The sequence below is a fragment of the Symbiobacterium sp. genome, assembly GCF_040797425.1.
Classification (GTDB): Bacteria; Bacillota; Sulfobacillia; order Symbiobacteriales; family Symbiobacteriaceae; genus Symbiobacterium.
Map to the genome: position 1 here is coordinate 1 of NZ_JBFNEH010000012.1, position 23789 is coordinate 23789.

The 23789-nt window shown below is 68.1% G+C and carries 22 protein-coding genes; 7 read left to right on the top strand and 15 right to left on the bottom strand.

Features of this window, described 5'->3' with window-relative positions; all coding sequences use genetic code 11:
* Positions 1-53: 53 nt before the first annotated feature.
* The 3 genes from AB2385_RS05670 to alaS all read right to left on the bottom strand — a co-directional run bounded on the left by AB2385_RS05670 (position 54) and on the right by alaS (position 3735).
* Positions 54-335, bottom strand: a complete 282-nt coding sequence (locus AB2385_RS05670) for an IreB family regulatory phosphoprotein (protein ID WP_367653976.1) — start codon at positions 333-335, stop codon at positions 54-56.
* 163 nt (positions 336-498) lie between these two features.
* On the bottom strand, positions 499-1089 hold the full coding sequence (locus AB2385_RS05675) for a GNAT family N-acetyltransferase (RefSeq protein ID WP_367653977.1): 591 nt from the start codon (positions 1087-1089) through the stop codon (positions 499-501).
* Positions 1090-1110: 21 nt separating this feature from the next.
* Entirely contained in the window at positions 1111-3735 is a 2625-nt protein-coding gene (alaS, locus tag AB2385_RS05680; protein WP_367654045.1) for an alanine--tRNA ligase, read from the bottom strand.
* An 834-nt stretch (positions 3736-4569) separates the two neighbouring features.
* On the opposite strand from alaS, the gene AB2385_RS05685 reads away from it, so the two are divergent.
* On the top strand, positions 4570-5262 hold the full coding sequence (locus tag AB2385_RS05685; RefSeq protein WP_367653978.1) for a septum formation initiator family protein: 693 nt from the start codon (positions 4570-4572) through the stop codon (positions 5260-5262).
* Positions 5263-5536: 274 nt separating this feature from the next.
* Here AB2385_RS05685 and AB2385_RS05690 read toward each other — a convergent pair whose 3' ends face one another.
* The 7 genes from AB2385_RS05690 to AB2385_RS05720 form a co-directional block, all read right to left on the bottom strand.
* Positions 5537-7030, bottom strand: a complete 1494-nt coding sequence (locus tag AB2385_RS05690) for a GerMN domain-containing protein (RefSeq protein ID WP_367653979.1) — start codon at positions 7028-7030, stop codon at positions 5537-5539.
* A gap of 100 nt (positions 7031-7130) precedes the next feature.
* On the bottom strand, positions 7131-8552 hold the full coding sequence (locus AB2385_RS05695; protein ID WP_367653980.1) for an ATP-binding protein: 1422 nt from the start codon (positions 8550-8552) through the stop codon (positions 7131-7133).
* Positions 8549-9238, bottom strand: coding sequence for a response regulator transcription factor (locus AB2385_RS05700; protein WP_367653981.1), 690 nt, complete (start codon positions 9236-9238; stop codon positions 8549-8551). The genes AB2385_RS05695 and AB2385_RS05700 overlap by 4 nt, the downstream gene beginning before the upstream one ends.
* A gap of 166 nt (positions 9239-9404) precedes the next feature.
* Positions 9405-10076 carry an MBL fold metallo-hydrolase gene (locus AB2385_RS05705; RefSeq protein WP_367653982.1) on the bottom strand — a complete coding sequence of 224 codons (672 nt, stop codon included), beginning with the start codon at positions 10074-10076 and terminating at the stop codon, positions 9405-9407.
* A gap of 123 nt (positions 10077-10199) precedes the next feature.
* On the bottom strand, positions 10200-10829 hold the full coding sequence (locus AB2385_RS05710; protein ID WP_367653983.1) for a TetR/AcrR family transcriptional regulator: 630 nt from the start codon (positions 10827-10829) through the stop codon (positions 10200-10202).
* 150 nt (positions 10830-10979) lie between these two features.
* On the bottom strand, positions 10980-12275 hold the full coding sequence (locus tag AB2385_RS05715; protein ID WP_367653984.1) for a hypothetical protein: 1296 nt from the start codon (positions 12273-12275) through the stop codon (positions 10980-10982).
* A 204-nt stretch (positions 12276-12479) separates the two neighbouring features.
* The gene (locus tag AB2385_RS05720; protein WP_367653985.1) at positions 12480-12653 is read right to left on the bottom strand and encodes a hypothetical protein; all 174 of its coding nucleotides are present in this window, start codon (positions 12651-12653) and stop codon (positions 12480-12482) included.
* 350 nt (positions 12654-13003) lie between these two features.
* Here AB2385_RS05720 and AB2385_RS05725 point away from each other — a divergent pair, with 350 nt between their 5' ends.
* Positions 13004-13762 (top strand): metallophosphoesterase, encoded by a 759-nt coding sequence (locus AB2385_RS05725; RefSeq protein ID WP_367653986.1) that lies wholly within the window; start codon positions 13004-13006, stop codon positions 13760-13762.
* A 154-nt stretch (positions 13763-13916) separates the two neighbouring features.
* Entirely contained in the window at positions 13917-14372 is a 456-nt protein-coding gene (mntR, locus tag AB2385_RS05730) for a transcriptional regulator MntR (protein ID WP_367653987.1), read from the top strand.
* Here mntR and AB2385_RS05735 read toward each other — a convergent pair.
* The gene (locus AB2385_RS05735; protein ID WP_367653988.1) at positions 14369-15574 is read right to left on the bottom strand and encodes an MFS transporter; all 1206 of its coding nucleotides are present in this window, start codon (positions 15572-15574) and stop codon (positions 14369-14371) included. The two genes, mntR and AB2385_RS05735, sit on opposite strands and share 4 nt — an antisense overlap.
* 180 nt (positions 15575-15754) lie before the next feature.
* On the opposite strand from AB2385_RS05735, the gene fliN reads away from it, so the two are divergent.
* Positions 15755-16462 carry a flagellar motor switch protein FliN gene (gene fliN / locus AB2385_RS05740; RefSeq protein WP_367653989.1) on the top strand — a complete coding sequence of 236 codons (708 nt, stop codon included), beginning with the start codon at positions 15755-15757 and terminating at the stop codon, positions 16460-16462.
* Between the two features lie 81 nt (positions 16463-16543).
* Here fliN and AB2385_RS05745 read toward each other — a convergent pair whose 3' ends face one another.
* The 4 genes from AB2385_RS05745 to AB2385_RS05760 form a co-directional block, all read right to left on the bottom strand.
* A complete protein-coding gene (locus tag AB2385_RS05745; protein WP_367653990.1) occupies positions 16544-18415 on the bottom strand; it encodes an ABC transporter ATP-binding protein in 1872 nt (623 codons plus the stop codon).
* Complete coding sequence (locus tag AB2385_RS05750; protein WP_367653991.1) at positions 18412-20139, bottom strand: ABC transporter ATP-binding protein; 1728 nt, start codon at positions 20137-20139, stop codon at positions 18412-18414. The genes AB2385_RS05745 and AB2385_RS05750 overlap by 4 nt, the downstream gene beginning before the upstream one ends.
* A 1-nt stretch (position 20140) precedes the next feature.
* Positions 20141-20596: a MarR family winged helix-turn-helix transcriptional regulator gene (locus tag AB2385_RS05755; protein WP_367653992.1), complete on the bottom strand. Its 456-nt coding sequence runs from the start codon at positions 20594-20596 to the stop codon at positions 20141-20143.
* Between the two features lie 186 nt (positions 20597-20782).
* Entirely contained in the window at positions 20783-21055 is a 273-nt protein-coding gene (locus tag AB2385_RS05760; protein ID WP_367653993.1) for a hypothetical protein, read from the bottom strand.
* Between the two features lie 249 nt (positions 21056-21304).
* Between AB2385_RS05760 and AB2385_RS05765 the strand changes: the two genes are divergently transcribed.
* The 3 genes from AB2385_RS05765 to AB2385_RS05775 all read left to right on the top strand — a co-directional run bounded on the left by AB2385_RS05765 (position 21305) and on the right by AB2385_RS05775 (position 23777).
* A complete protein-coding gene (locus tag AB2385_RS05765; protein ID WP_367653994.1) occupies positions 21305-23158 on the top strand; it encodes a methyl-accepting chemotaxis protein in 1854 nt (617 codons plus the stop codon).
* An 87-nt stretch (positions 23159-23245) separates the two neighbouring features.
* Positions 23246-23464: a hypothetical protein gene (locus AB2385_RS05770; protein ID WP_367653995.1), complete on the top strand. Its 219-nt coding sequence runs from the start codon at positions 23246-23248 to the stop codon at positions 23462-23464.
* Between the two features lie 13 nt (positions 23465-23477).
* A complete protein-coding gene (locus AB2385_RS05775; protein ID WP_367653996.1) occupies positions 23478-23777 on the top strand; it encodes a spore coat protein in 300 nt (99 codons plus the stop codon).
* The last annotated feature ends 12 nt before the right edge of the window (positions 23778-23789 follow it).

Below are 23789 nucleotides of genomic sequence, written 5' to 3' on the forward strand. Positions count from 1 at the left end.
GGAACAGGCGGGGCGCCTCACAGGCGCCCCGCCTTCGCGCACATCGGTCCGCTCTATCCACCACGGGACTCCGCGCTGCCCTCGACCTTCTCCAGGTAGCTGCGCACCAGCTCCTCGAGAAGCTCGTCCCGCTCGATGCGCCGGATCAGGTTGCGCGCTCCCATATGACTGGTGATGTAGGTGGGATCCCCGGAGAGGAGGTACCCGACGATCTGGTCGATGGGGCTGTACCCCTTCTCCTTCAGCGCGGCGTACACCTTACGCAGCACCTCTCCCGGATTCCGGTCTTCCGGCTTGTTCCGCCAGTATACAGTCTTGTCATCGATTCCTGGCATGGGAACACCGCCTTCCCATCAGATACATCCGTCGGCATGAATCCCGCTCCATGCGTATTCGCTCGTCGACTGCCCGAATCCTCTCACGCAGACGGGGGCCGCCGCCACTCCCGGGACCCTCGCCAGCGGGTGCATGCACCTCCGGGTGCGCCCACCGGAAGGTTCACAGACGCCGCCCCACGCCGGTCTCCCGGGCGGCGGACTGCCGCTCCTGCTCCCGTGCGAAGAACTCCGGCCTGGTGATGCCCATCACCAGGATGTCGTAGTAGTGGCCGTTGCGCAGGAGAGCCTGCCGCCGGACCCCCTCGTGGACGAAGCCGACCTTCTCGTAGCTGCGGATCGCGCGCTGGTTGAACTCGAACACGTGCAGTTCCACCCGGTGCAGGTCCATGGGACCGAACGCCTCGCGCAGAACCAGCCGGAGGGCGTCGGAACCGTAACCCCGGCCCCAGTAAGCGGGCTCGCCGATGAAGATCGTCAGCATCGCCGAACGGTTCCGCTCGCTGATCCGCCACAGCCGCACCACGCCGATGAAGCGTTCCTTCTCGTCCACAATCGCCCATTCGGGGCGGGGCGCCAGGGAGTTCAGCCACAGGGTGAACGCGAGGAGCAAGGGGCCCGGTACGGGCCCCGATTTCTCCTCATAGAGCAGGTGCCCCACCTCGGGGTCGGTCATGAACCGGTGCAGGGCGCTGGCATCCCGGGGCCTGAGGGGACGAATTCCCGCCTTCTCGCCCCAGATCACGCCCGCCATGCTCCTTCCTCCTTCGCGGGGTCACTGCAGTCCCAGCTGCTGGCTCAGGAGACGCGGGACGGCGTTCAGCGCCTCGCCCAGCCGCTCGGGGTTCTTGCCGCCGGCGGTGGCCATGTCGGGCCGGCCGCCGCCGCCGCCCCCGCAGATCTGCGCGACCTCCTTGATGAGCTTGCCGGCGTGCACCCGGCCGGCCAGGTCCTTCGTCACCGCGGCCACGAGGTTCACCTTGCCCTCCCCGGTGACGGCGCCCAGCACCACGACGCCGGAGCCCAGCCGGTCCCGGATCGTGTCGGTCATGTTCCGCAGGTCTTCCATGGTGGCCACGGGGGCGGTGCCGGTCACGAACTTGACGCCGCCGACCTCCCGGGCCCGCTCCACCAGGCTCAGGGCCTCGTTGGCGGCCAGCCGCGCCCGGAGCTGCTCCAGGTCCTTCTCCAGTTCCTTCACCCGGCCGCGCAACTGCTCCTGCGCCGCCGCCGCCTGCGCCTGGCCTTCCTCGAAGTAGCGGATCACGCCGGCGCCGGTAGCAGCCTCCACGCGGCGCACGCCTCCGCCGATGCCAGATTCGGAGAGGATCTTGAAGTACTGAATCTGGCTAGTATTACTGACGTGGCAGCCGCCGCAGAGTTCCCGGGACCAGCCGTCGCCCACCGAAACCACGCGCACCACGTCGCCGTACTTCTCGCCGAACAGGGCCATAGCCCCGAGGGCCTTCGCCTCGTCGATGGGCATCTCGCGCCACGTCACGGGCTCGGCCGCCTCGATCTCGCGGTTGACCATCTCCTCCACGGCAGCGATCTGCTCCGGCGTCATCGGACCGGTGTGGGTGAAGTCGAAGCGGAGCCGATCCGGTGCCACCAGCGAGCCGGCCTGGTGGACGTGAGTCCCCAGCACTTCCCGCAGTGCCTTGTGGAGCAGGTGCGTCGCGGTGTGATTCTTCTGGATGGCCCGACGCCGCGGGGCGTCGACCGCGGCGGTCACCCGCTGGCCCACCTCCAGGAAGCCCTCCTGCACCGTGCCGTAGTGCAGGAAGTGGCCGGAGGGCAGCTTCCGGCAGTCCTCCACCTCCACCACGAGGCCCCCGGCGGTCAGCCGGCCGGTGTCGCCCACCTGGCCGCCGCCTTCGGCGTAGAACGGCGTCTGGTCCAGCACGATGACCACGGCAGACCCCGCCCCTGCGCCGGTGGGGCTGCCCTCCTCATCGAACACCGCCAGGACCTCGCCCTCGGCGGCGAGGTCGGTGTAGCCGAGGAACCGGGTGGGCGGGACCGATTCGAGGTGGGAGGCGATGCGGCTCTGCGCCTCGGTGATGTACGAGACGTCCCGCGCCGCCCGCGCCCGCGCCTTCTGCTCGGCCATGGCACGGTTGTAGCCTTCCTCGTCCACCGAGAAGCCGTGCTCCCGGGCCACGTCGCGCACGATGTCCAGCGGGAACCCGTAGGTGTCGTACAGGATGAAGGCGTCCTGGCCCGAGACCACGGACTTGCCGTCCTGCCGCATGTTGCGCAGGATGTCTTCCAACCGGGCCATGCCCTGCTCCAGCGTCCGGAAGAAGCGCTCCTCCTCCCGGCGCAGCTCCTCCTGGATGGTGGGCAGCTCGGTGCGGACCTCGGGATAGGCGTCGCCCATCACCTCGGCCACGGACTCGGCCACCTTCCAGAGGAACGGACCGGTGAAGCCGAGGTTGCGCCCGAAGCGCACCGCCCGGCGCAGGATGCGGCGCATCACGTAGCCGCGGCCCTCGTTGCTGAAGCGCACGCCGTCGGCGATGAGGAAAGTGCAGCAACGGGCATGGTCCGCGATCACCCGGAAGGCCACGGACTCGGCCTCGGGCCCGTCGCCGTACTTCTTGCCGCAGAGTTCGCCGATGCGGGCGAAGATGGGCTGCCAGAGGTCGATCTCCCAGTTGGACCAGACGCCCTGCATGATCGTGGCCATCCGCTCCAGGCCCAGGCCCGTGTCGACGCCGGTCCGCTCCAGCGGCACCAGCCCTTCCGCGGTCTGATTGTACTGCATGAAGACATTGTTCCAGAACTCACGCCAGCGGTCGCAGCCGCAGGTGTCGATGGCGCAGCCGTCGGGATGGTCGCAGGCATGCTCCGGCCCCATGTCCCAGAAGATCTCGGAGCAGGGGCCGCAGGGGCCGGTGTCGCCCATGCGCCAGAAGTTGTCCTTCTCGCCCAGGCGCACGATGCGGTCGGCAGGAACGCCCACGATCTTGTTCCAGACCTCGAAGGCCTCGTCGTCGTCCTTGTAGATGGAGACCCAGAGCCGCTCCTTCGGCAGCCCCAGCCACTGCGGGCTGGTGATGAACTCCCACGCGTACTGCAGGGCCTCTTTCTTGAAGTAGTCGCCGAAGCTGAAGTTGCCCAGCATCTCGAAGAAGGTGTGGTGCCGGGCGGTGAAGCCGACCTCCTCCAGGTCGTTGTGCTTGCCGCCGGCCCGCACGCACTTCTGCGCAGTGACGGCGCGGGTGTAGTCTCGCTTCTCCAGGCCCAGGAAGGTGTCCTTGAACTGGTTCATCCCGGCGTTGGTGAAAAGCAGCGTGGGGTCGTTGTGCGGCACCAGCGACGAGCTGGGCACATGGGTATGGCCCTTGGATTTGAAGAACTCGATGAATGCCGTCCGGATCTCGTTGCCCGTCATGTACTTGGGCATGGGTTGAAACCTCCTCCTAAAACTGAGAACCCCCGCCGCCGACGCCTCAAGCGCGTCAGGGGCGAGGGCATGCTGCCTTCGCGGTACCACCCTGCTTGACCGCCGGAAGGCCCGGCGGCCATCTCTTCCCAGTGATAACGGCATGGCGGCCGTCCCAGCCTGGGCGAGCGCCTCGCCTCGGTGGGCCCCTCAGGGGTGGCCCCGGACCCGCCTCCGCAGGCGCCCTTTCAGCCGGCGAGGCGCCCTCTCTGGCGCGTGGCCTGTGGTTCCGGTCTTCCCCGTCCTTGGGTTAAGCTACCAGGGATTATACCGGGGTGAATGGGGCCTGTCAAGGAGCGGGAGCGCCTCCCCGCCGCGTTGGCCCTGTTCGCGTTCGTTGGCACCGGTGGCGACTGAAACCCGGTATGCGGGCCCTTCTGGGTTCCGCTCTCAGGCCGGCGCCACCAGGCGCCGGGCCGGTCGGCAGCACCAGTCAAGCCGAACAGGGCCGATAGCGTTCTGGAGCAGAGGAATGGCCAGATCAGGAACGCCCGCCGTGAAACCCCGGCATCCGAAGAGCCCGCTCACCTGGACAGTCTGTCATCCTGGGCGCGAGCGCTTCCCCACCACCTGAGAACCGCTCGTCGCACCTGGAGCACCGAACAAGAGGCTTAGCATGATCCGTACTAATATCAGTTCGTTGACGTGGTTCCCTAAGAGAAGTTTGCTTTTTGCTCCAACCCTGCTTCGGCGCACGCGTGGTCCAGTCCGGCCCGATCCCGTAGCGTCGCGCGTCGCGCGACTATCCGTCACAATTCTTCGTCCATTGGGTGAGGTGATCGCATGCGCCGTCCTTCTTGCTTCGCACTGGTGGCTGCGTTGGCGCTCATGTCGGTGGCCTGCTCGTCTCCGTCTGTGGCTCCCGGCGGCACCGCCCAGGTCGAGGAACTGAAGAAACAGGTTGTTGAACTCACGGCTGCGAACGAAGAGCTGGCCGCCCGCAACCGGGAGCTGGAGGCCAGGGTGGCGGAACTCGACGCGAAAGTCAAAGAACTCGAGTTCCGGAACCAGTACCTCGCGGACAGACTCTCCCCCGAGGACCGGGTGGTGGATCTCGTCAACCCCAACTTCCCACCGGCCGTAGGCGGCGAGCCGGGGTGGGAGTATCACCAAGTGCTCACCGCCGACCTGGACAGGGACGGAGTCGACGAGCGGGTCTCCGTCACCACCAACGCGTTCTGGATGCGGGACCGCAAGGAGTTCGGCTGGGACGACGGCCATCCGTGGCACGTCTACGTGGAGGAGCCGGACGGCACCCGCACCTACCTCTTCTCCAACTGGGTGCAGCTGGGCATGCTGGACGTGATCCTGGACCGGGAGGGCCCTGGGCTGTTCATCGTGTACCGGCGTGCCGGCGGCCTCACCGTCTATCGTGCCACGTACCGGGGCCCCGACCAGTTCACGACGGTGCTCTCCTTTGAGATTCCGCTCAGCGATTACGCCACGTGGGCGAATCCAGAGATGTTCCTCGACTGAGGGGGAGGCCTGGCGACATGAAGGGGCCAGTCGTCGCCCATAGCGACCGGGCGGTGGTTCCCGTCCTTCTGCCTCCTCCGGCGCCGGGTATACCAGTGGAGCAGCCCGACGGGCCCTTCGCGCCAGCACAGGCCCGCCCGGATAAGAGAGCCCTTTCGGCCACGCCGAAAGGGCTCTGCTTGTCGATCGCTCTGCGCTGTGCCCCGGAGACCCTCAGGAACGCCTCTCGGTCAGGCTAGTCCCCCTGCACCCTCACGGGCGCCTCTCGGTCGGGCTAGTCCCCCTCCACCCTCACGTACGTCACCGTACGGGGCTGCCAGGCGCCGTCCCGCATGCTGTAGTCGCCGACCTCGAGGCGGTACTCACCCGCGGGGGCGCTGTGCTCCAGCACGATGGTGAAAGCGCCCCAGTCCCACATCGAGGCCGCGGCCATGGCGTGTGCGGCCGCCACCTCCTGACCCTTCCCGTCCAGCAGGCGGGCCGAGATGCTGGCCTCGAACAGGTGTCGGGCGTAGCCCTTCACCGTGATCCGACCGGGTTCGCTCACCGTGGAGGCGATCACCGCATCGCCCGTCAGCTTCACCTCGGGCTCGCCGATCCCGTCCTCCGTGTAAAGGCGGGGCAGCGTTTCGACGTCCGTGTACTGCTTCGCCGGCCCGGTAGGCGGCGCCTCCCAGCGGAAGACGGTCGTAACTTCTGCGCCGGGAAGCGGGATCGAGGCGATGGAGAGCCCCTCGCCGCCCTCCTCCCGCACGTAGACCACCAGTTCGTCGCCATTCGTGGCGGCGGAGGTGATGCGCACCTCGCCCTCCTCCACGGAGGCGAGCAGGTAGAGGCGATCGCCGTGGGTCTTGGCCCCAGCGATGGTGGTCGCGGCGTGGAGGTCAACCCATTCCCGCAGCGTGAGCGGGAGCGAGTCGTACTCGTGCCACTGCACCGGGTTCAGGCTCTCGATCGTCCAGATTCCACCCTCGCCGGCGGCCTCGTTCCGCACGAGTGTGAAGGCGTAGGTGGTGCCGTCGCGGGTCACGTACACCTCGGCCTCGCTTTCTTCCCGCCGTACGGTGGCCTCCTGGAGCTCCGCAGTCGTGAAACCAAACATCTGGCCTTCGAACTGTGCAACCTTGAGCGGGTCCCGCCGCCAGGGGTCGAGTCCCTGATCTGCGCGGTCCTGCAGGTACTTCGTCCGCTCCGGGTTAGGGAACACCGGGTAGAGGTACAGGATGGGGTCCCGCACCGTCGTCACGCCGCCGGCCAGCTGGCTCCCTTCGTTGGTGCCGTCCACCAGGAGCTTCACCTGGTTTACGCCCGGGATGTCGCGCAGGCTCAGCCGCAGCGAGTTGATCACGGCCATGACCGCCGCGGAGCCCTGCACCTGGTTCAGCTCCCGGCTCAGGTTCACCGTGGCCACCCCGTCCGCCACCGTAACGGGCTCCAGCAGCCTTGTCCCTTCCGGGAACGCAAGCCGGAGGGTCGGATCGGTCGGGCCGGCCAGCAACTCCTCCACCACGCGGGTGACCAGGTCCGCACCGCTGCTCTCGGGAACCTGCCGCTGTTCCGGGATGACGTGCTGCGCCTGCCAGTCAGGGTAGAACACGGTGATGGTCTGGGTCTTCACCGGCGGCTGCACCTGCTCGGACGGAGAGATGGGGGCCTCGCCCTCGGGGGCCTGCTGCGGACCCACGCCGGCGCACCCGGACGTCGCCAGGGCCATGGCCAGCACCAGGGGCAGCGCCCGGGCGAGGGTCATGCGACCGGTCTGCATCATGATTCGAATCGACTCCTTTCGGGGTTCGGCGCTACTGCAGAGTCTACCGGTCAAGTATGACCCCGATGTGACGAGTTGTTACGAAAGTATGACGCGTTGATTAAACCGGCAGTGTAAATGTAAATGCGCTGCCCTTGCCCACTTCCGATTCCACCTCGACTCGGCCGCCAAGGCGGGCTGCGGCCTCCGCCGCAATCGCCAGCCCCAGCCCGGCGCCGCCGGTGGCCCGGGACCGGGCCTTGTCCACCCGGTAGAAGCGCTCGAAGATGTGCGGCAAGTGCTCGGGCGGGATGCCGATCCCCGTGTCCTTGACTCTGATCCAGGCCAGACCGGTACCACCGGTCCCCACGGCCACCTGGACGAGGCCTCCCGACGGCGTGTACTTGACCCCGTTCTCCACCAGGTTGCCCACCACGGTCTGCACCAAATGTGCGTCAGCCCGAACGGTCACGGGCTCGCCGGGCAACAGTTCGAGCCGCACGCCCCGCTCCGCGGCCAGCGGCTCCAGGGCGTGCACCACCTCGGCAACCACAACCCGCAGGTCGACCGGCTCTGCGTCCTCACCCGCCTGGCGGCGCGCCTCTGCGCGCATGTCGAGGCGCGCAAGCTCGAGCAGCGAGTCGACCAGCCGGCCGGCGCGGTCGCACTCCTGCACGATATCGTGCAGGTGTTCCTTGTAGATCGCCACGTCCAGGGGGCGGTCCGTGAGCAGCGGCTCGGCCAGGGCCCGGATGGCGGCGACGGGAGTGCGCAGCTCGTGGGACGCGTCGGCCACGAAGGCCCGCCGCTGCTGATCCAGCCGGCCCAACTCCTCCGCCATGCGGTTGAAGCCCAGACCCAGGTCCCACAGCTCGCTGCTTCCGCCGGGCACCACCCGCGCATCGAGCCTTCCCCGCGCCAGCTGCGTCACGGCGGCGCGCAGGCGCACCAGCGGGCGGGCAAGGTATCGGGCCAGCAGGACGCCGAGCAAGACCGCCACGGCGGCCATGCCCCCCGCCACCCAGACCAGCTGCCGCAGCAGGTCGCGCCGGGCATCCCGCACCGCGCCCATGTCGGCCGCGACCAGCACCGCCCCCACCTGCTCGCCGTCCAGCGTCACCGGCACGCCGCCGTACATCACCCACTCGCCGGTGGGCAGCCGCCGGGTGCCCGTGGTCGCCCGGCCAGCCAGCGCCGCCCGCACCTCCGGATGGGTCAGCTGCTCCCCCAGCAGGGGAGTTGCGGTGGTGATGTCCGCCAGCACCCGGCCCTCCCGGTCCACCACCACGGGCCGGATGCCGCTCTGCTGATGGAAGCGGTAGAGCGCGAGCGTGAGGCTCTCCCCGGGGTCAGACCAGTACTCTGCCGCCAGTCCGGCTGCGGCCTGCCCCCAGGCCAGCACCGACTCGCTCCGCTCCGCCAGGAGCCGGGCGCTCGACTGGTAGAGCAGGAGCGTCCCGCTGCCGCCGAGGGCCAGCACGGTGACCAGCGCAAAGGCCACCGCCAGCTGCGCCGCCAGCGGCCACCGCCCGGGCCGCCTCACGGCTCGGCCTCCAGGTAGTAGCCCACGCCCCACTTGGTGCGCAGGTAGCGGGGCCGGGAAGGATCTTCCTCCAGTTTCTCGCGGATGCGGCGGACGTGCACATCCACGGTGCGGTCGTCGCCGGTGAAGTCATACCCCCACACCAGGTCGAGGAGTTCCTGGCGGGTGTAGACGACCCCGGGATGGCGGGCCAGCAGTTCCAACAGGTCAAACTCCCGCGGGGTCAGGTCCAGCGGGCGCCCGGCCACCTCCGCCCGTCGCTGCCGGGTGTAGAGCACCAGATCGCCCACGGCCACCCGCCCCTCCTGCGCCGCCCGGGAGGGCGCTTCCGCCCGCCGCAGCACCGCCCGGATGCGGGCGATGAGCTCCCGCGTGTTGAAGGGTTTGGTCAGGTAGTCGTCCGCCCCCAGCTCCAGGCCGAGGATCTTATCCACGTCGTCGGCCCTGGCCGTGAGCATGATGATCGGGGTCATGCCGGCCGCGCGCACCTCCCGGCAGACGGTGAGACCGTCCACCTCGGGCAGCATCAGGTCGAGCACAATCAGGTCGAAGTCTCCCGCCCGGAACTTGTTCAGGGCCTCCCGCCCGTCGCGGGCGGTAGTCACCTGGAAGCCCTCCTGCTCGAGGCTCAGCCGCAGGCCCTTCAGCACGCCCGGTTCGTCGTCCACGACGAGGATGTGTGGCAAGTCAGATCCCCCCTGCCGGAAGCTGCCTTCCACTGCCAGGATAGCGCACCCGGTGGGACCGGTCCACCCAACCGCAGCAGGAGACTGCGCGGCGTCGTCAGGGAGAAGTGCACCCGGTGCGGGCGGTCGTCCCCACGGCGGCCGGAGAAGGGCTCACCCCGTCCACTCACGTCTGGTCCGCGGCGGCGAGGTACGCGTCCATCTGGACGGCCGGGTGGAACACTGGGCCGCCGTGGCTCACCTCGAGCCGGTCGGGGCGCAACCGCTTCACGATGGCCGCCGAACGCACGGCCTCGGCCATATCGGCGGTGAAGATGGCCATGGGCCGCCCCAGCCGCCCCCGCCTGGACGTGAACAGGTCCCCGGCCAGCAGCACCCGGTCGCGCTCGTGGTAGTAGACCACGTGGCCGGGAGAATGGCCCGGGGTCAGGTAGGGGCGCAGTCCGCCCACCCGGGCCAGAACGCCGGGAACCTCCTCCGCCAGAGGCTGTACCACGCCCGAGGCCACAGTGGCCGCCGCCGCCCGCCGGCGGGGATACGGCAGTTGCCCGGTCATGTACGGGATCTCCGCGGCGTGGGCGAAGACCGGCACCGAATGCTTCCGCCTGACCCCGTCAATCGCCCCGGTGTGGTCGCTGTGCCCGTGCGTCAAGAGGATGCGCCGAAGCGGCCCGGCACCCAGCCTGGCGATGAACTCCAGGATGCCCCGGGCCATGGTGGACAGACCGGCGTCCACCAGTGTCACCCCATCCTCCGTTGCGACGACCCACACCCGGATGGGGACAACGACCCAGGTGGACAGCGCCCACACATGTTCCGATATGCGCTCGACTCTCACGCCTTTCCCTCCATTCGTTCCCTCGCTCGCTGTCTGCTCTACGCCTCTACGCCTTGAGCCCGCCGACCGCCACCCGTCCGTGCCCTCCCCGCCGTCCTGCCTTGTGCCCCCCGCCCCGCGGCGCTATCCCCGCCGCGCCGTCTGCTCGATCCCCTTCAGGAGCACCTCCAGGCTTAACGCAAACGTCCCACCCAGCCGTTCCATGAGCGAGGGCAGATCTTCCGGCGACAGGCGGTACGTCTCCACGATGCCGTGCAGGTGGTAGAAGACCACCCTGGCGTAGGCGAGCGTACTGTCGGCGGACGCTCCGGGCGGCAGGAGATCCGCCACGGCCTGACGCAGCAGGCCGAACAGGCGGTTCCGCAGGGCGTTGACGGCAAGTTCGGGCGCTTCCACGTCCACCCGTTCCGCCCTGGCCATGAAGAGCACGTGGTAACTGTTTCGGTGTGTCAGGCCAAACCGGATAAAGGTCCGGCCCATCGCCGCAAGGCGATCGGACGGAGTCAGGCTCTCATCCCGCAGAGCGGCGTCCAGTTCGCTTTCCAGCTCTGTCAACGGACCGATGGCCAGCTGGTGCAGGAGCGCCTCCTTGTCCTTGAAGTAGAGGTAGATGGCCGTGTGCGAGCAGCCCGCCTCCCGGGCGATCTCCCGCATGGTGACCGACTCGTACCCCCGTTGCCCGAACAGCCGGCCGGCCGCCTGCAAGATGGCCTGCCTGGTTTCATCTGCCCGCGCCTGCTGCCGCTTCGCCAACTCGATCCCCCCTTCCTAACCACTGGTTAGTTGTTCCGCTTTCATACTAACCAATGGTTAGTACGCGCGTCAAGGGGGGCGGCAGGCAGCTCTGCCCGCCGCCCAGACCTTGACGCCGCCCTGCGTATGACGTCGTACCGCCCGGCAGCACTACAAGACCCAGACGCGCAGCCAGCGGTCCCCTGCCTCGCACCGCGCCGCCGGTGCGGTCAAGGTGAGACCCCGGCCCTGCACCGTCAGCGGCCCGCACTCTCCATCCCCGGCACCTGCGGAGTCGCCCTTCTGCACCGCCGGCATCTCGGGCAACCGGGCCGTGAAGCGCCGCCCGGCAGGGCCCCATTCCTCCAGGCACAGCGCTTCGACTGACACCTTCAGCCCGTCCGGCCCTGCGGCGCCGCAGAACCGGGTGTGCAGCCGGCGGCCCGGCCCGATGTTCAGCAGGTTGTTGGGGTCCCACATCACCCCGATCACCCGCGGCGGCAGGTGAATCTCCACGCGCACGCCGGGCCCCTTGTCCAGTTCGTCCAGAAGCGCCGCCACACGTTCCTGCCGCTTCACCTCCGCCTCCTCCTCGGTCTCCAGGATGCGGGCAAACCCCTCGGCGACCACCACCTGGTTCACGGTCGGCCAGGGCTCGGAGACGGCCTCGGCCAGCAGGTCCTGCAGGCTGGCCGTGCGCCGCCGGAGCCGTTCCTGCCAGCCCGGCGCGTGGCGATCGAGCAGCAGGGACAGGGCCGCACCGGTATCGTAGAACCGCCGATATGCGGCATTCCGTCCGCCGCGGTTGTGCAGTCGCAGCCGCTCGGAGAGCGCGTCCCGCGCCGCCCCCGCCCGGAGCTCGATGTAGGTGGGCGTGCCCTCCACCCACTCGACGGCCTGCTCGTAGGTCACCACCTCGCTCCGGTCCAGTCGGACCAGCCGCCCATGGCGGTACTGCCGCATCGCCAGGAACGCCGCAGCGGCGCCTGCCTCCCCGTCCAGGGCCCGGGCCAGCAACAGGTTCTCGACGATGGCCATGGCGTTGTTGGCGGCGTCGTTCTCGGGGTACTCCCGCATGACCTCCATCGCGCTCTGGTCGATGTGCGGCATGGCCGGGAGCGCTGCCTGCTGGAACACGTGGAACGCCTCGTGCAGGATGAGCCGGGCCAGCGTCGGCGCGTCGCCGGGCCCGTTCTCCGGCAAGCTGACCAGGGCGGACAGGTGTCCGTTCACGGGTGCGGCCGTGTTGGCCGCCATCTCCGGCAAGGCCGGTCCCCGGTGGATGGCCCGGCCCGCCACCGTTCCGGCCGGGTGAAAACCCGCCGGGGGCGCGGGGTGTCCGACGAGCAACGCCTCGGTCCGGCCGTGGAGAACAATCGGGATGGTATCCAGGTCGAACCCCGGCCACAGCGCTCCGCCCGCCGCCAACTGGTGTGCCTGCTGGAGTGCGGTCATGATCGTTTCCACTGCGACGACCTCCTCTATGGCTGCGGTGGACCCTGCGCACGCCCCGCCCGCTCACCTGCCGCACCTACTCGGCCGCCACGATGCGGTAGACTGATCCGCGCCGGTCCACGACGTACAGCTCGCCGTCCTCGTCCTCGCCGAACGAGGTGATGTTCAAGCCCGAATCCAGCAGGCGGGTGGTCTGCCACTCCCCGTCCTTCCGGCTCAGGCCCCAGAGGTAACCGGTGCAGTCAGGGAGAGCGGCCGCTCGAGCCCGCTCACCACCTGCTCCAGTGCGATCTTCACCTGCCCCGGTTCCTGCGCCGGTCCCTGGGCCGTGCTGCACCCGAACAGCAACGACACCAGGAGGGCAACAACGGTGCGCAGGTTTGCCCCCACGTCCAACCCCTCCTGTTGCTCACCTTTCCGTGGCCCTCGTGATCAGACCTGATCTCGCCCCGTGCGCCCCATCCCTTGACGGCACTTCCCCCCTCCGCTACGCTTAGAATCCAGTAAACAAGGTGCATGCTGAACACTGAAGGTTATACATCCGCGCCGCCCGCATCCGGGGCGACTGGCAGGGGGTTCCTGTCCCGTCGTTCTTGTTCGGCTTCGCTGGTGCGACCTCCTCCGGTCACGAGAACCCTGCCGGGCCGATCCGCGGGGACAGCCCCACGCCCACCGGCACCAGAGAACCCGAAGCGGGCGATCGCCAGCCACCGCCCACACGCCAAGAAGGAGGAGCTCCCGTGGCCATCTACGCGATCGGCGACCCTCATCTCAGCCTGGCCGTCAACAAGCCGATGGACATATTCGGCCCCCGCTGGGCGGGCCACACCGTGCGTTTCCTTCAGAACTGGGAGGCGACGGTCGGTCCGGACGACGTCGTGCTCGTGCCCGGCGACATCTCGTGGGCGATGACCCTCGAGGAGGCCCTGCCGGACCTGCAGGAGATCGACCGCCTGCCCGGCCGGAAGCTGCTGATTCAGGGCAACCACGACTACTGGTGGCAGTCGCTGAAGAAGCTCCGGGAGTTGCCCCTCAGCACCATCGCCTTTATCCAGAACGACGCCGTCCTCCTCCCCGAGGGCGCCGTGCCGGGCGTGGCAGGGCCCGTGGCGGTGTGCGGAACCCGGGGCTGGATCTCCCCGGGGGATCGCTCCTGGGATGAAGATCCCGCGCACAATGAGAAGATCTACCTGCGGGAAGTCGGCCGGCTGCGGCTCTCGCTGGAGGCCGGGCGCAAGGCGGGGGCTGCCGCATACGTGGTGATGCTCCACTATCCCCCGGTAGCCGAAGACCACGCACCGACGGGCTTCACCGAGCTCATCGAGAGCTGGGGCGGGGTGCTTCTCTGCGTGTACGGCCACCTGCACGGGCCGGGTGCGGCGATGCGCGCCTTCCAGGGGGTGCACGGCGGAGTCCGCTACCAGCTCGTGGCCTGCGATGCCATCGACTTCACGCCCGTGAACCTCTTCCCGTCTGCGCCCGCGTCGCACGCGCAGTAGGGGGCGACCGCCTGCCAGCCTCCCCCCGGGGCGGACGCAGGCGCGTCCACCCCGCGGCCGCGGCGGGCGCACCCGAGTCCCGGTGGGGCATGACCGGCGCCGGCCATCTATGTTAAGATAGGGACACAGACGGAGAGAGGAAATGAGGGTGGCCATGGCAACCCCGAGCATGGAAGATTACGTGGAAAAGATCTACGAACTGATTAAGACGAAGGGCTATGCCCGGGTAAGCGACGTTGCCATCGAGCTGAACCTGCAGCCGTCTTCGGTGACCAAGATGGTGCAGAGGCTGGCGGAGGCGGGCTACTGCCACTACGAGCGCTACCGGGGGTTCGTCCTCACGCCCGCAGGCGAGATGCTGGGCGAGGAGATGAAAGACCGGCACGCGATGCTGTCGGAGTTTCTCCGTACCATCGGCGTGCCGGAAGAGACCGTTCAGGTAGACGTCGAGGGCATCGAGCACCACGTCAGCCCGTCCACCGTGCGCTGTCTGCAGGACCTCACCTCGTTCCTGCGCGAGAACGAGGACGTTCGCCTGGCCCTGGCCGCCCACCAGCGGCGTCGCCGGGAGCAGGAAGCGGCCGCAGCCAAAGCGCGGGAGCAGGCCTAGGCCGACTGACGGGTGCCGGTCTGCTGCTGCACCCGGGCGCGCACGACCATCCAGCACCAGCCCGCCGCGAAGAGGAGCAGCACGGCGGTCAGCGGAAACACCCAGCGGACGCCCGCACGGTCGCCGAGCACGCCGCCCAGCAGCGGGCCCAGCATCGCGCCCAGGTTGAACGCAGACTGGTTGAGGCCAAACGCCTTGCCTCGCTGCTCGCGGGGCACCAACTCCGTGATGAGCGCCGCGATGCCCGGGCTCACGGCCGCCAGTGCCAGGCCCGCCGTCAGCCGGAAAACCCCCATGCCCAGGCCGCTGCTCACCAGGGCCTGGGGGATCGTGAGCAGGGCAGCCCCCAGCAGCCCCACGGAGACCGTGACCGTGTAGCCCCACCGCTCGCCGAGGGCCGCCCACCGGGGCGCCGCCACGATAAAGGCGAGGCCGGGCAGCGAGTAGATCACGCCGGCGAGCCAGTTCGGCTGACCGGGACCGAGAAGCTCCTTGATATACGGAACCAGAATGGGCTCCATGGCTGACTGCGAGGACTGCATCAGGGTGCTCACCAGGAGCACCAGCAGGAGCGCCCCGCCCTGCAGCACGTGGCGCATGTCCCCGACCAGGTTGCCGGCCTGCTGCGGCTGCCGCTCGAATTGCTCCCGCACGCTGACCAGCACCAGCAGCGTCGCCGCAAAGACGAACACGCCGCTCAGCATCATCGTCGTGCGAATCCCCACCAGGTCGGCCAGGACTCCGCCCAGCATCGGGCCCAGAATCGACCCGGCCTGGTTGCCCGTCTGCACCAGGGAGAGCGCCCGCCCGAGATGGCGCTCCGGGGTTGTGGTCGCCACCAGGGCCGTCGCCGTGGGGATGAAGCCGGTCAACGCGCCGATCATGATGCGCACGCCGAGCAGTTCCACCGGCGTCCGGACCAGGGACATCAGCACGTACGAGGCGCCCAGGAAGATCCCGGCCCTCACCATCATCGCCTTCCGGCCCCACCGGTCGCCCAGGGCGCCCCAGAGCGGGGCGCTGAGTGCGCTGAATCCGGAGTTGACTGCGCCGAGCACGCCGGCCCAGACCGTGACGCCGACCGTCACGCCCAAGTCGTCCCCCAGGAAGACGGGCATGAACGGCATCACCATCGTCCAGCAGGCCGACGCGATGAACACTGCTGCCCAGAGAACAAACACGTTTCTGCGCCACGACTCCATGAGCGACGGCACTTCCTCCCCGGCTCACCCGCCATGTTCATGTCTAGACTATAGGCCGAAATGGCGTTCGTGTCCATCACGGCCAAGTAGAATTGGAATTGGCGGCAACTTTGGCAGGGTTTCACAGGAGACTAGTTGAACTGTTGAGCAGTCGCAGTGACAGAAGAGGGGAGAGCCACCGTGTCCAACAAGCTGAGCCAGGCCGAAATCGATGCGCTTGTCGCCAGCCTCCTGGCCGCCGATGCGCGTGAGGCGGCGCAGGCCGGCCAGGACAAGAGCCAGGGCGAAGGAGCGAAGACGGACCAGTCCGCCGCCGGGGAAACCACCGCGGGCGGCGGGGCACCCGGAGCAGCTCAGCCCGACGGCTTTGCGTCGGTCACCGATCTGGGGATGGTCACGCAGGAGGAACTGGACGCCGCCGTGGCTGCCTCAAAGCGCGCCGGTGCTGCTCCGGCGGGGACTGCCTCTGCAGCTACCCCTTCCGCCCCCGGCACGGTCGCCGGAGCCGGTACCAAGACGGAAGCGGCGGGCACTGCCGCAGGCACCGCCGGTACCCCCACGGGCGCCGCAGGTGCCCGGCCTGGATCCTCCGGCCAGGGTGGGGCGAAGGCGCCGCGGTCCCTGCAGTCCATCGCACCCGGACTGCGGAACGCGCTGCTCGACATCGAACTCACGCTGCACGTGGAACTGGGCACCGTCCGGCTGCCCCTGGGCGAGATCCTGGCCATGGGCCCCGGCTCCGTGATCACCCTCGACCGTCTGGCCAGCGAGCCGCTTGATGTGAAGATCAACCAGGTTCCGGCCATGAAGGCGGAAGTCGTCGCCATCGGCGAGAAGTACGGCATCCGCATCGTGGAAACGAAGCTCCGGCAAGAACTGGCCTCGTAACCTTGGCCAGCAAAGCGACAGCCTCCGTCCGGCATCACACCGGACGGAGGCTGTTTATTCTTGGCCCGGGCCGGCGCAGGCTTACCCGACGAGCTGGCCGGCGGCGAACTGGCTGTTGTAGAGGTCGGCATAGTGGCCGCCCGCCGCGAGCAGTTGTCGGTGCGTGCCCTGCTCCACAATGCGCCCGTGGTCCATCACGAGGATCAGGTCCGCGTCCCGAATCGTGGAGAGCCGGTGGGCGATCACGAAGCTGGTCCGCCCCTTCATCAGCGACTGCATCGCCCGCTGGATCTGCAGCTCCGTGCGGGTATCCACCGAAGAGGTGGCCTCGTCGAGGATCAACATGGGCGGGTCGGCGAGGAAGGCCCGGGCGATGGTGAGCAGCTGCTTCTGCCCCTGGGAGAGGTTCGACGCCTCCTCGTTCAGCACGGTGTCGTAGCCGTCGGGAAGGGCCCGGATGAAGGCGTCGGCGTGAGCCAGCTTCGCCGCCCGCACGACCTCCTCCTCCGTCGCTCCCTTCTTGCCGTAGGCGATGTTCTCCCGGATGGTGCCGTGGAAGAGCCACGTGTCCTGCAGCACCATGCCGAAGAGCGCCCGCAGATCCTCCCGCCGCATGCGCCGGATGTCCACGCCGTCGACCGTGATGCGGCCGCCGTTGAGCTCGTAGAAGCGCATCAGCAGGTTGACCAGCGTGGTCTTGCCGGCGCCCGTGTGGCCGACGATGGCGATCACCTGACCCGGGCGGGCGGTCAGGTTGAGGTTCTCGATCAGCGGCTCCTCGGCCTTGTAGCTGAAGCGGACGTTCTCGAAGCGCACCTCGCCCCGCGGCTGTGCGAGCTTCACCGGCTCCGCCGCGTCAGGCACCTCCTCCTCCTCGTCCAGCAGCTCGAAGACCCGCTCGGCCGAGGCGATGGTGGACTGGATGATGTTTACGATGTTCGCGGTCTGCGTGATCGGCTGGCTGAACTGCCGGGCGTACTGGATAAACGCCTGGATGTCGCCGATCTCGACCGCCCTGCGGGTGACGAAGATGCCGCCCGCCACCGCGACGATCACGTAGCCGATGTTGTTCACGAGGCCCATCAGGGGGTGAATGATGCCCGAGATGAACTGGGCCTTCCAGCCCGCCGTGTAGAGCCGCTCGTTGATCCGGTCAAACTCGGCGATGGCGTCACCCTGTTTGCCGTAGGCCTTCACCACCAGGTGGCCGGTGAACGTCTCCTCCACGTGGCCGTTGAGTTCGCCCAGGGCCGCCTGCTGCGCCGCGAAGTACTTCTGGGAACGCCGGGCCACTCCGACGGTGACCAGGGCCGAGAGCGGCAGCGAGATGAGCGTCACCAGCGTGAGCACCGGGCTGATGGCCAGCATCATCACCACCACTCCCACCAGCGTCACGAGGGCAGTGATGAGCTGCGTCAGGCTCTGCTGCAGGGTGCCGGCGATGTTGTCGACATCGTTGGTCACCCGGCTGAGGATCTCGCCATGCGTGCGGCCGTCGAAGAAGCGCAGCGGCAGCCGGGACAGCTTGGCGTTTACCTGGTTGCGCAGGTCGTAGACCGTACGCTGGGCGATCCCGGCCATCACGTACTGCTGCAGGAACGAGAAGCCTGCGCTCACCACGTACAGGACCGCCAGCAGCGCCAGGATGCGGCCGATCGCCGCGAAGTCGATGCCCCCGCCCGGGATGCCGGCCAGCTTCGCCATCATGCCCTCGAAGAGCTTCGTCGTGGCCTTGCCCATGATGCGCGGGCTCAGAATGCCGAAGACCGTGCTCAGCGCTGCCAGCACGAAGACCAGTCCGATCTGCCAGAGGCGCGGGCGCTGGTAACGAAGCAGGCGGCGCAGCGTGCCCCAGAAGTCACGGGCCCGCTCGCCGGGCATGGCCATGGGCGGCCCCATGCCGGGGCCGCGGCCGGGTCTTGGGCCGCGTCGAGGTCCGTGTGCTGCGCTCATGCCAGTTCCTCCTCCGATAGCTGCGAGGCCACAATCTCGCGGTAGACCGCGCAGCTCTGCATCAGTTCGCGGTGGGTCCCCATGCCGGCGACCCGGCCGGCGTCCAGCACGATGATCCGGTCGGCGTCCATGACGGTGCTCACCCGCTGGGCGACGATGAAGACGGTGGCCCGGCCGACCTCCCGCTTCAGGGCCGCCCGCAGCCGGGCGTCGGTCTTGAAGTCCAGGGCAGAGAAGTTGTCGTCGAAGATGTAGATCCGGGGCCGGCGCACCAGCGCCCGGGCGATGGTGAGCCGCTGCTTCTGGCCGCCGGAGACGTTGGTGCCTCCCTGGGCGATCTCGGTGTTGAACCCGTCCTTCATCTCGGCGATGAAATCGCTGGCCTGGGCCACCGCCGCCGCGTGGGCGATCTCGTCGTCGGTGGCGTCCGCCCTTCCGAAGCGGATGTTGTCGGCGATGGTGCCGCTGAAGAGCATCGCCTTCTGGGGCACGTAGCCGATGCGGGCGCGCAGCTCGTCCTGCTTCCACTCCCGCACGTCCACGCCGTCCACCAGAACTGCGCCTTCCTGCACGTCGTAGAAGCGAGGGATCAGGTTGACCAGGGTGGTCTTGCCGGAACCGGTCCCGCCGATGATGGCGGTGACCTCCCCGGGCCGGGCGACGAACGAGATCCCCTCCAGCGCCGGCCGCTCCGCGCCGGGGTAGCTGAAGGTAACGTTCCGGAACTCCACTTGGCCCAGGCTCTCACGGGGCGACCGGGGCTCGGGCGGGTCGGTGATGGCGGGCGATACGTCCAGCACCTCGTTGATGCGGGTCGCCGAGGCGGCCGCACGGGGCAGCATGATGAACATCATGGAGAGCATGATCAGGGAGAACATGATGTGCATCACGTACTGGACGAACGCCATGAGGTCGCCGACCTCCATGTGGCCGGCCTCGATGCGGATGCCGCCGAACCAGACCACGGCGATGGCCGTGAGGTTCATCAGCAGCGAGAGCGTGGGCATCAGCGCCGCCATCAGCCGGTTCACCCGGATGGCCGTCTCGGTGAGGTCGCGGTTGGCGTCGACGAACCTGCCGGTCTCGTACTCGGTGCGGTTGAAGGCCCGGATGACCCGAACGCCGGTCAGTCCCTCGCGCACCACCCGGTTGAGGCGGTCGATTTTCCGCTGCATCGCCTGGAAGAGCGGAACCGCCCGGGTGCCCACGACGCCGATGGTCAGGGCCAGGAGCGGTAGGGCGACGAGTACCACCACCGAGAGCCCGACGTCGGTGGAGAGCGCCAGGATCACGCTGCCGATCATCATCATCGGCGCGAAGAGCATCATCCGGAGGGCCACCACCAGCACGTTCTGGATCTGGGTGATGTCGTTGGTGGTACGGGTAATCAGGGTGGCGGTGCCGATGCGGTCAAACTCGGCCAGCGAGAACCCCTGGACCTTGCGGAAGACGGCGCTGCGCAGGTCGCGGCCGAACCCCATGGAGACCCGGGCGGACGCGTAGTTGCCCAGAATGGCCACCGCGGTGCCGACCAGCGCGACCAGCAGCATCCAGCCGCCGGTGCGCAAGATGTACGCGGTGTCGCCGTTCACGATGCCGTAATCCACGATGTCGGCCATGAGCCTCGGCAGGTAGAGTTCCGCGAACGCGCTGAAGAACACGAACAGGAAGTTCGCCGCCACCAGGGCGGCGTAGGGCCTCAGATAGCGCAACAGCTTGAGCACACTAGACCTTCTCCCTTTGCCGAGTGGCTGCGTTTCGTTCCAGCGTCTCGAGTAGGATACGCAGTCCCCGCTCCACCGTGGCCAGTTCCTCCTCGGGAACGCCAGCCACCACCGACTCCCACACGCTGCGCACCGCCGCGTCCGTCCGGCGCAGCCGGTCCTGGGCCTCCGGACGGGCGTAGAGCCGGATTAGCCGCTGGTCGCCGGCGTCGGGCTCCTTCCGCACGTAGCCCTCGCGCGCCAGGTGGTCCACGGTGCGGGAGACGTGGCTCTTCACCATGTCGACCCGCCGCGCAAGTTCGGAGACGGTGATGCCCGGTTCCCGCACGATCTCGCGCAGCATGAAGAAGACGGGCGGCGGCATGGCCGACTCCCGGAACGCGTGGTTCAGCAGGCTGTGCATGCGCCGGTTGACCTGGTGCCACAGGTGGCTGATGTCTTGCCTCCGGCCGGACACGGGGACTCACCTCGTTCCCTCGAGAACGTTCTGTACAGAACTATATCATACCCGCAGGGACTGGCGTTGACAAGCGGTAACGAACACCGCACGTCAGACAGGATGAAGGCGGCCTCGCCACACGTGGCGAGACCGCCGTCGTTGCCACCGCTCTGCTGCGCCCCCTCGGCCCGGGGGTGCTTGCACTCACCCCATCAGGCGCACGCCGCAGTGGGGGCACTGCCGGTGGCTCAGCTCCGGGCCCAGGTGCTTTCCGCAGGAGGGGCAGCGCCAATACTTCCACACGAAGAGCAGGAACCCGATGATCACAACGAGCAGCGTGATCATACCCCACCGGTCCCCGAAGATCTGCCCAATCGCCGACGACCCTGCGAAGAGCAGCACCACCGCCACGATGAGCGCGGTGATGAGCCCGCGCCGCTTCCGTTCGTATTCCTGCCGCGTCTTCTCCTCGGCCATGTGGCCAGCCTCCTCCACCCGCCAGCCGGGGGCTGTACCTCCGGCAGACCCGAACGTTCCAAGTAGAATCATATTACAACGTATCTAAGTTGGGCTAGTCAACTCCCCTGCCCCGGCACGAGCGGCACAGGCTGTCTGGCCCCGGCCGCTGTGCATGAAAATGCATGATCAAATATTTATATGCAGGTACTGGAGGAGCGAATCCGAAAATGCAACAGTATACATCGGCCTTGGGGGGAATTGGGAAGAATGCTGCGGAAGATGCGCTGGACCATCGCCAAGAGACTCTCATTTGGTTTCGGCTTCATCCTGCTCTTGATGACGGCGTCGACCATCAACAGCTACTGGACCCTCTCGCTGCAACATCAGCAGTACCTGCTGCTGGCCAACGACCTCCGTGCCGCGCAGACGCAGGTGGCCCGCCTCGAGAGTGCCGTGCGCGGCCAGGCGCAGATGGCGCTCTCGTATGCACTCGGCCAGGCCGCAGCACGAGAAGAACACGAGACCTTCCTGGTCCAGGCTGAGAACGCGCTTGCATACTTGAAGGAGACGGCGTCCAGCCCGCAGGCCGGACCGCTGGTGAGCAACCTGGAGAGCGCCGCCCAGCAGTTCAATGACCAGGTAAGCCGACTGTTCTCGGCGGACCGGGCCACCGCCGGGGCACAAGTGCCGCTCGTCCAGCAGAAACTGGACGCCTACATCCAGGCCACGGAAGCCATCACGGCCTACATTGACACCCAGGCCGATGCACTGGCTGCGGAAGCAGACCGCAGGGTCAGGCTGTCCTCCATCCTCCTGATGCTGCTCAACGTGGGCGGGCTGGCCCTGGCCATCATCGACGCGGTACGGATGATCCGTTCGGTCTCCCGGCCCCTGGGTCAGCTGGCTGGCGTTGCGAACCGGGTGGCGCAGGGAGACCTCACCGTTGAGGAACTGAAGATCAAGGGAAGCGACGAGGTCGCCATCCTCGCCCGCTCAGTCAACGACATGGTCCGCAGCCTGCGCGGCTTCCTGGCCGACGTGGCGGCGGCTGGCCAGCACGCGGCCCAGATGGCTGACGATCTCAAGGAAACCACCCGCGCGATGGCTCAAGCCTCCGATCAGGTGGCGCAGGTGGTCAACCAGATCGCCCAGGGAACCAGCTCCCAGTCGCAGGTGGCCGGGCAGAGTGCGCAGGAGGTGAAGGAACTCCAGCAGGCAATCGACCAGATCACCGAAGGCGCACAGCAGCAGGCGAAGACCGCCGAACAGGCCGCCGCCGACGTGCGCGGCATGCTCGCCCATCTGGACGATGTGGCGCAGAAGACCAGCGACATGCGGTCCACCGCCGAACAGACGCTCTCCACCGCCAGGGCGGGCAAGCAGGTGGTGGGCCAGTCGGTGGCGGCGATGCAGGAGATCCAGGCCAGCGTGGCCCAGTCGGCAAGCCAGGTCAGCACCCTGGGCGACCTCTCGGGCCAGATCGGCGCCATCACCGAGACGATCACGGCCATCGCAGAGCAGACCAACCTGTTGGCCCTGAATGCGGCCATCGAGGCCGCCCGCGCCGGTGAGCAGGGGCGCGGGTTCGCCGTGGTGGCCGAGGAGGTGCGCCGGCTGGCCGAGCGGGTCGCCTCGTCGGCGGGCGAAATCGCCGGCCTGATCGACCGCATCCAGGCCGCCACGGGCAACGCCGTGCGCTTTATGGAACAGGTGACCGGACAGGTAAACCGGGGCGCCGCACTGGCCGTCGACGGCGGGCGGGCGCTGGAGGAGATCGTCGCCATGGTCGAAGAGACCGGCGGCCACGTGGCGTCCATCGCAGCCGCCACCGAAGAGCTCGTCGCCGCGAGCCGCTCCGTGCAGACGGCGATGGCCGAGATGGCGGCCGTCACGCAGGAGAGCACGGCCGCCACGGAGCAGATGGCCGGCAACGCCCGCCATGTGATCCGGGGGATCGACTCGATTGCCGCCACGGCCCAGGAGACCGCGGCCTCCAGCGAAGAGGTGGCCGCCTCCGCCGAGGAACTGAACGCCAACGTGGAGGAGATTGCCGGGGCGGCGGCCCAACTGGCCACCGTCGCCCGGGAGATGCAGGAGCGCCTCGGCCGGTTCCACATGTAGTCGCATAGAATGAGGGTTTCCGTCGACAGATCGGGCCATACTACCCCTGAGCCTCGTTCACCGAACGTGGAAAGGGGTTGACAGACGGTGAGCGCGATCGCCCAGGAGCAACAGGTAACGGCTCATGAGAAGCTGTTGCTCAACGAGCTCATCCGGCTGGAGTCGGGGGACGTGCAGAAGACCAAGTCGATGCTCACGATGATCGCAGACGCCGACCTCCGCCAGCAGCTCAAGGCCTGCCTGCAGACCGCGCAGGCCCATGTGCAGGCGCTGACGGACTTCTGTATGCGACACGGCATGGGCTGAGGAGGGCAGAGCGATGTCGACCGTGATGAGCGCCATCGGCGAAGCCGTGGGGATGAAGCCCGACGACCGGGTGATTGCCGAGAGCCTCCTCAACGCGGCCAAGCTGAAAGCCACGGCCTACTGCATGGCGATCCTGGAGACGACCAGCCCCGACCTGCGCCACATCTTGATGACGCACCTGACGGACGCCCTGACCGAGCACGAACGCTGCACCCAGCTGGCGATCCAGCGAGGCTGGTACAGGGCTTATGACACGCCGGACCAGCTGGTGCAGCAGGCCCTGCACGACGCCCGGCACGTGCTGGAAGGGTAGACGCGGCGAAGC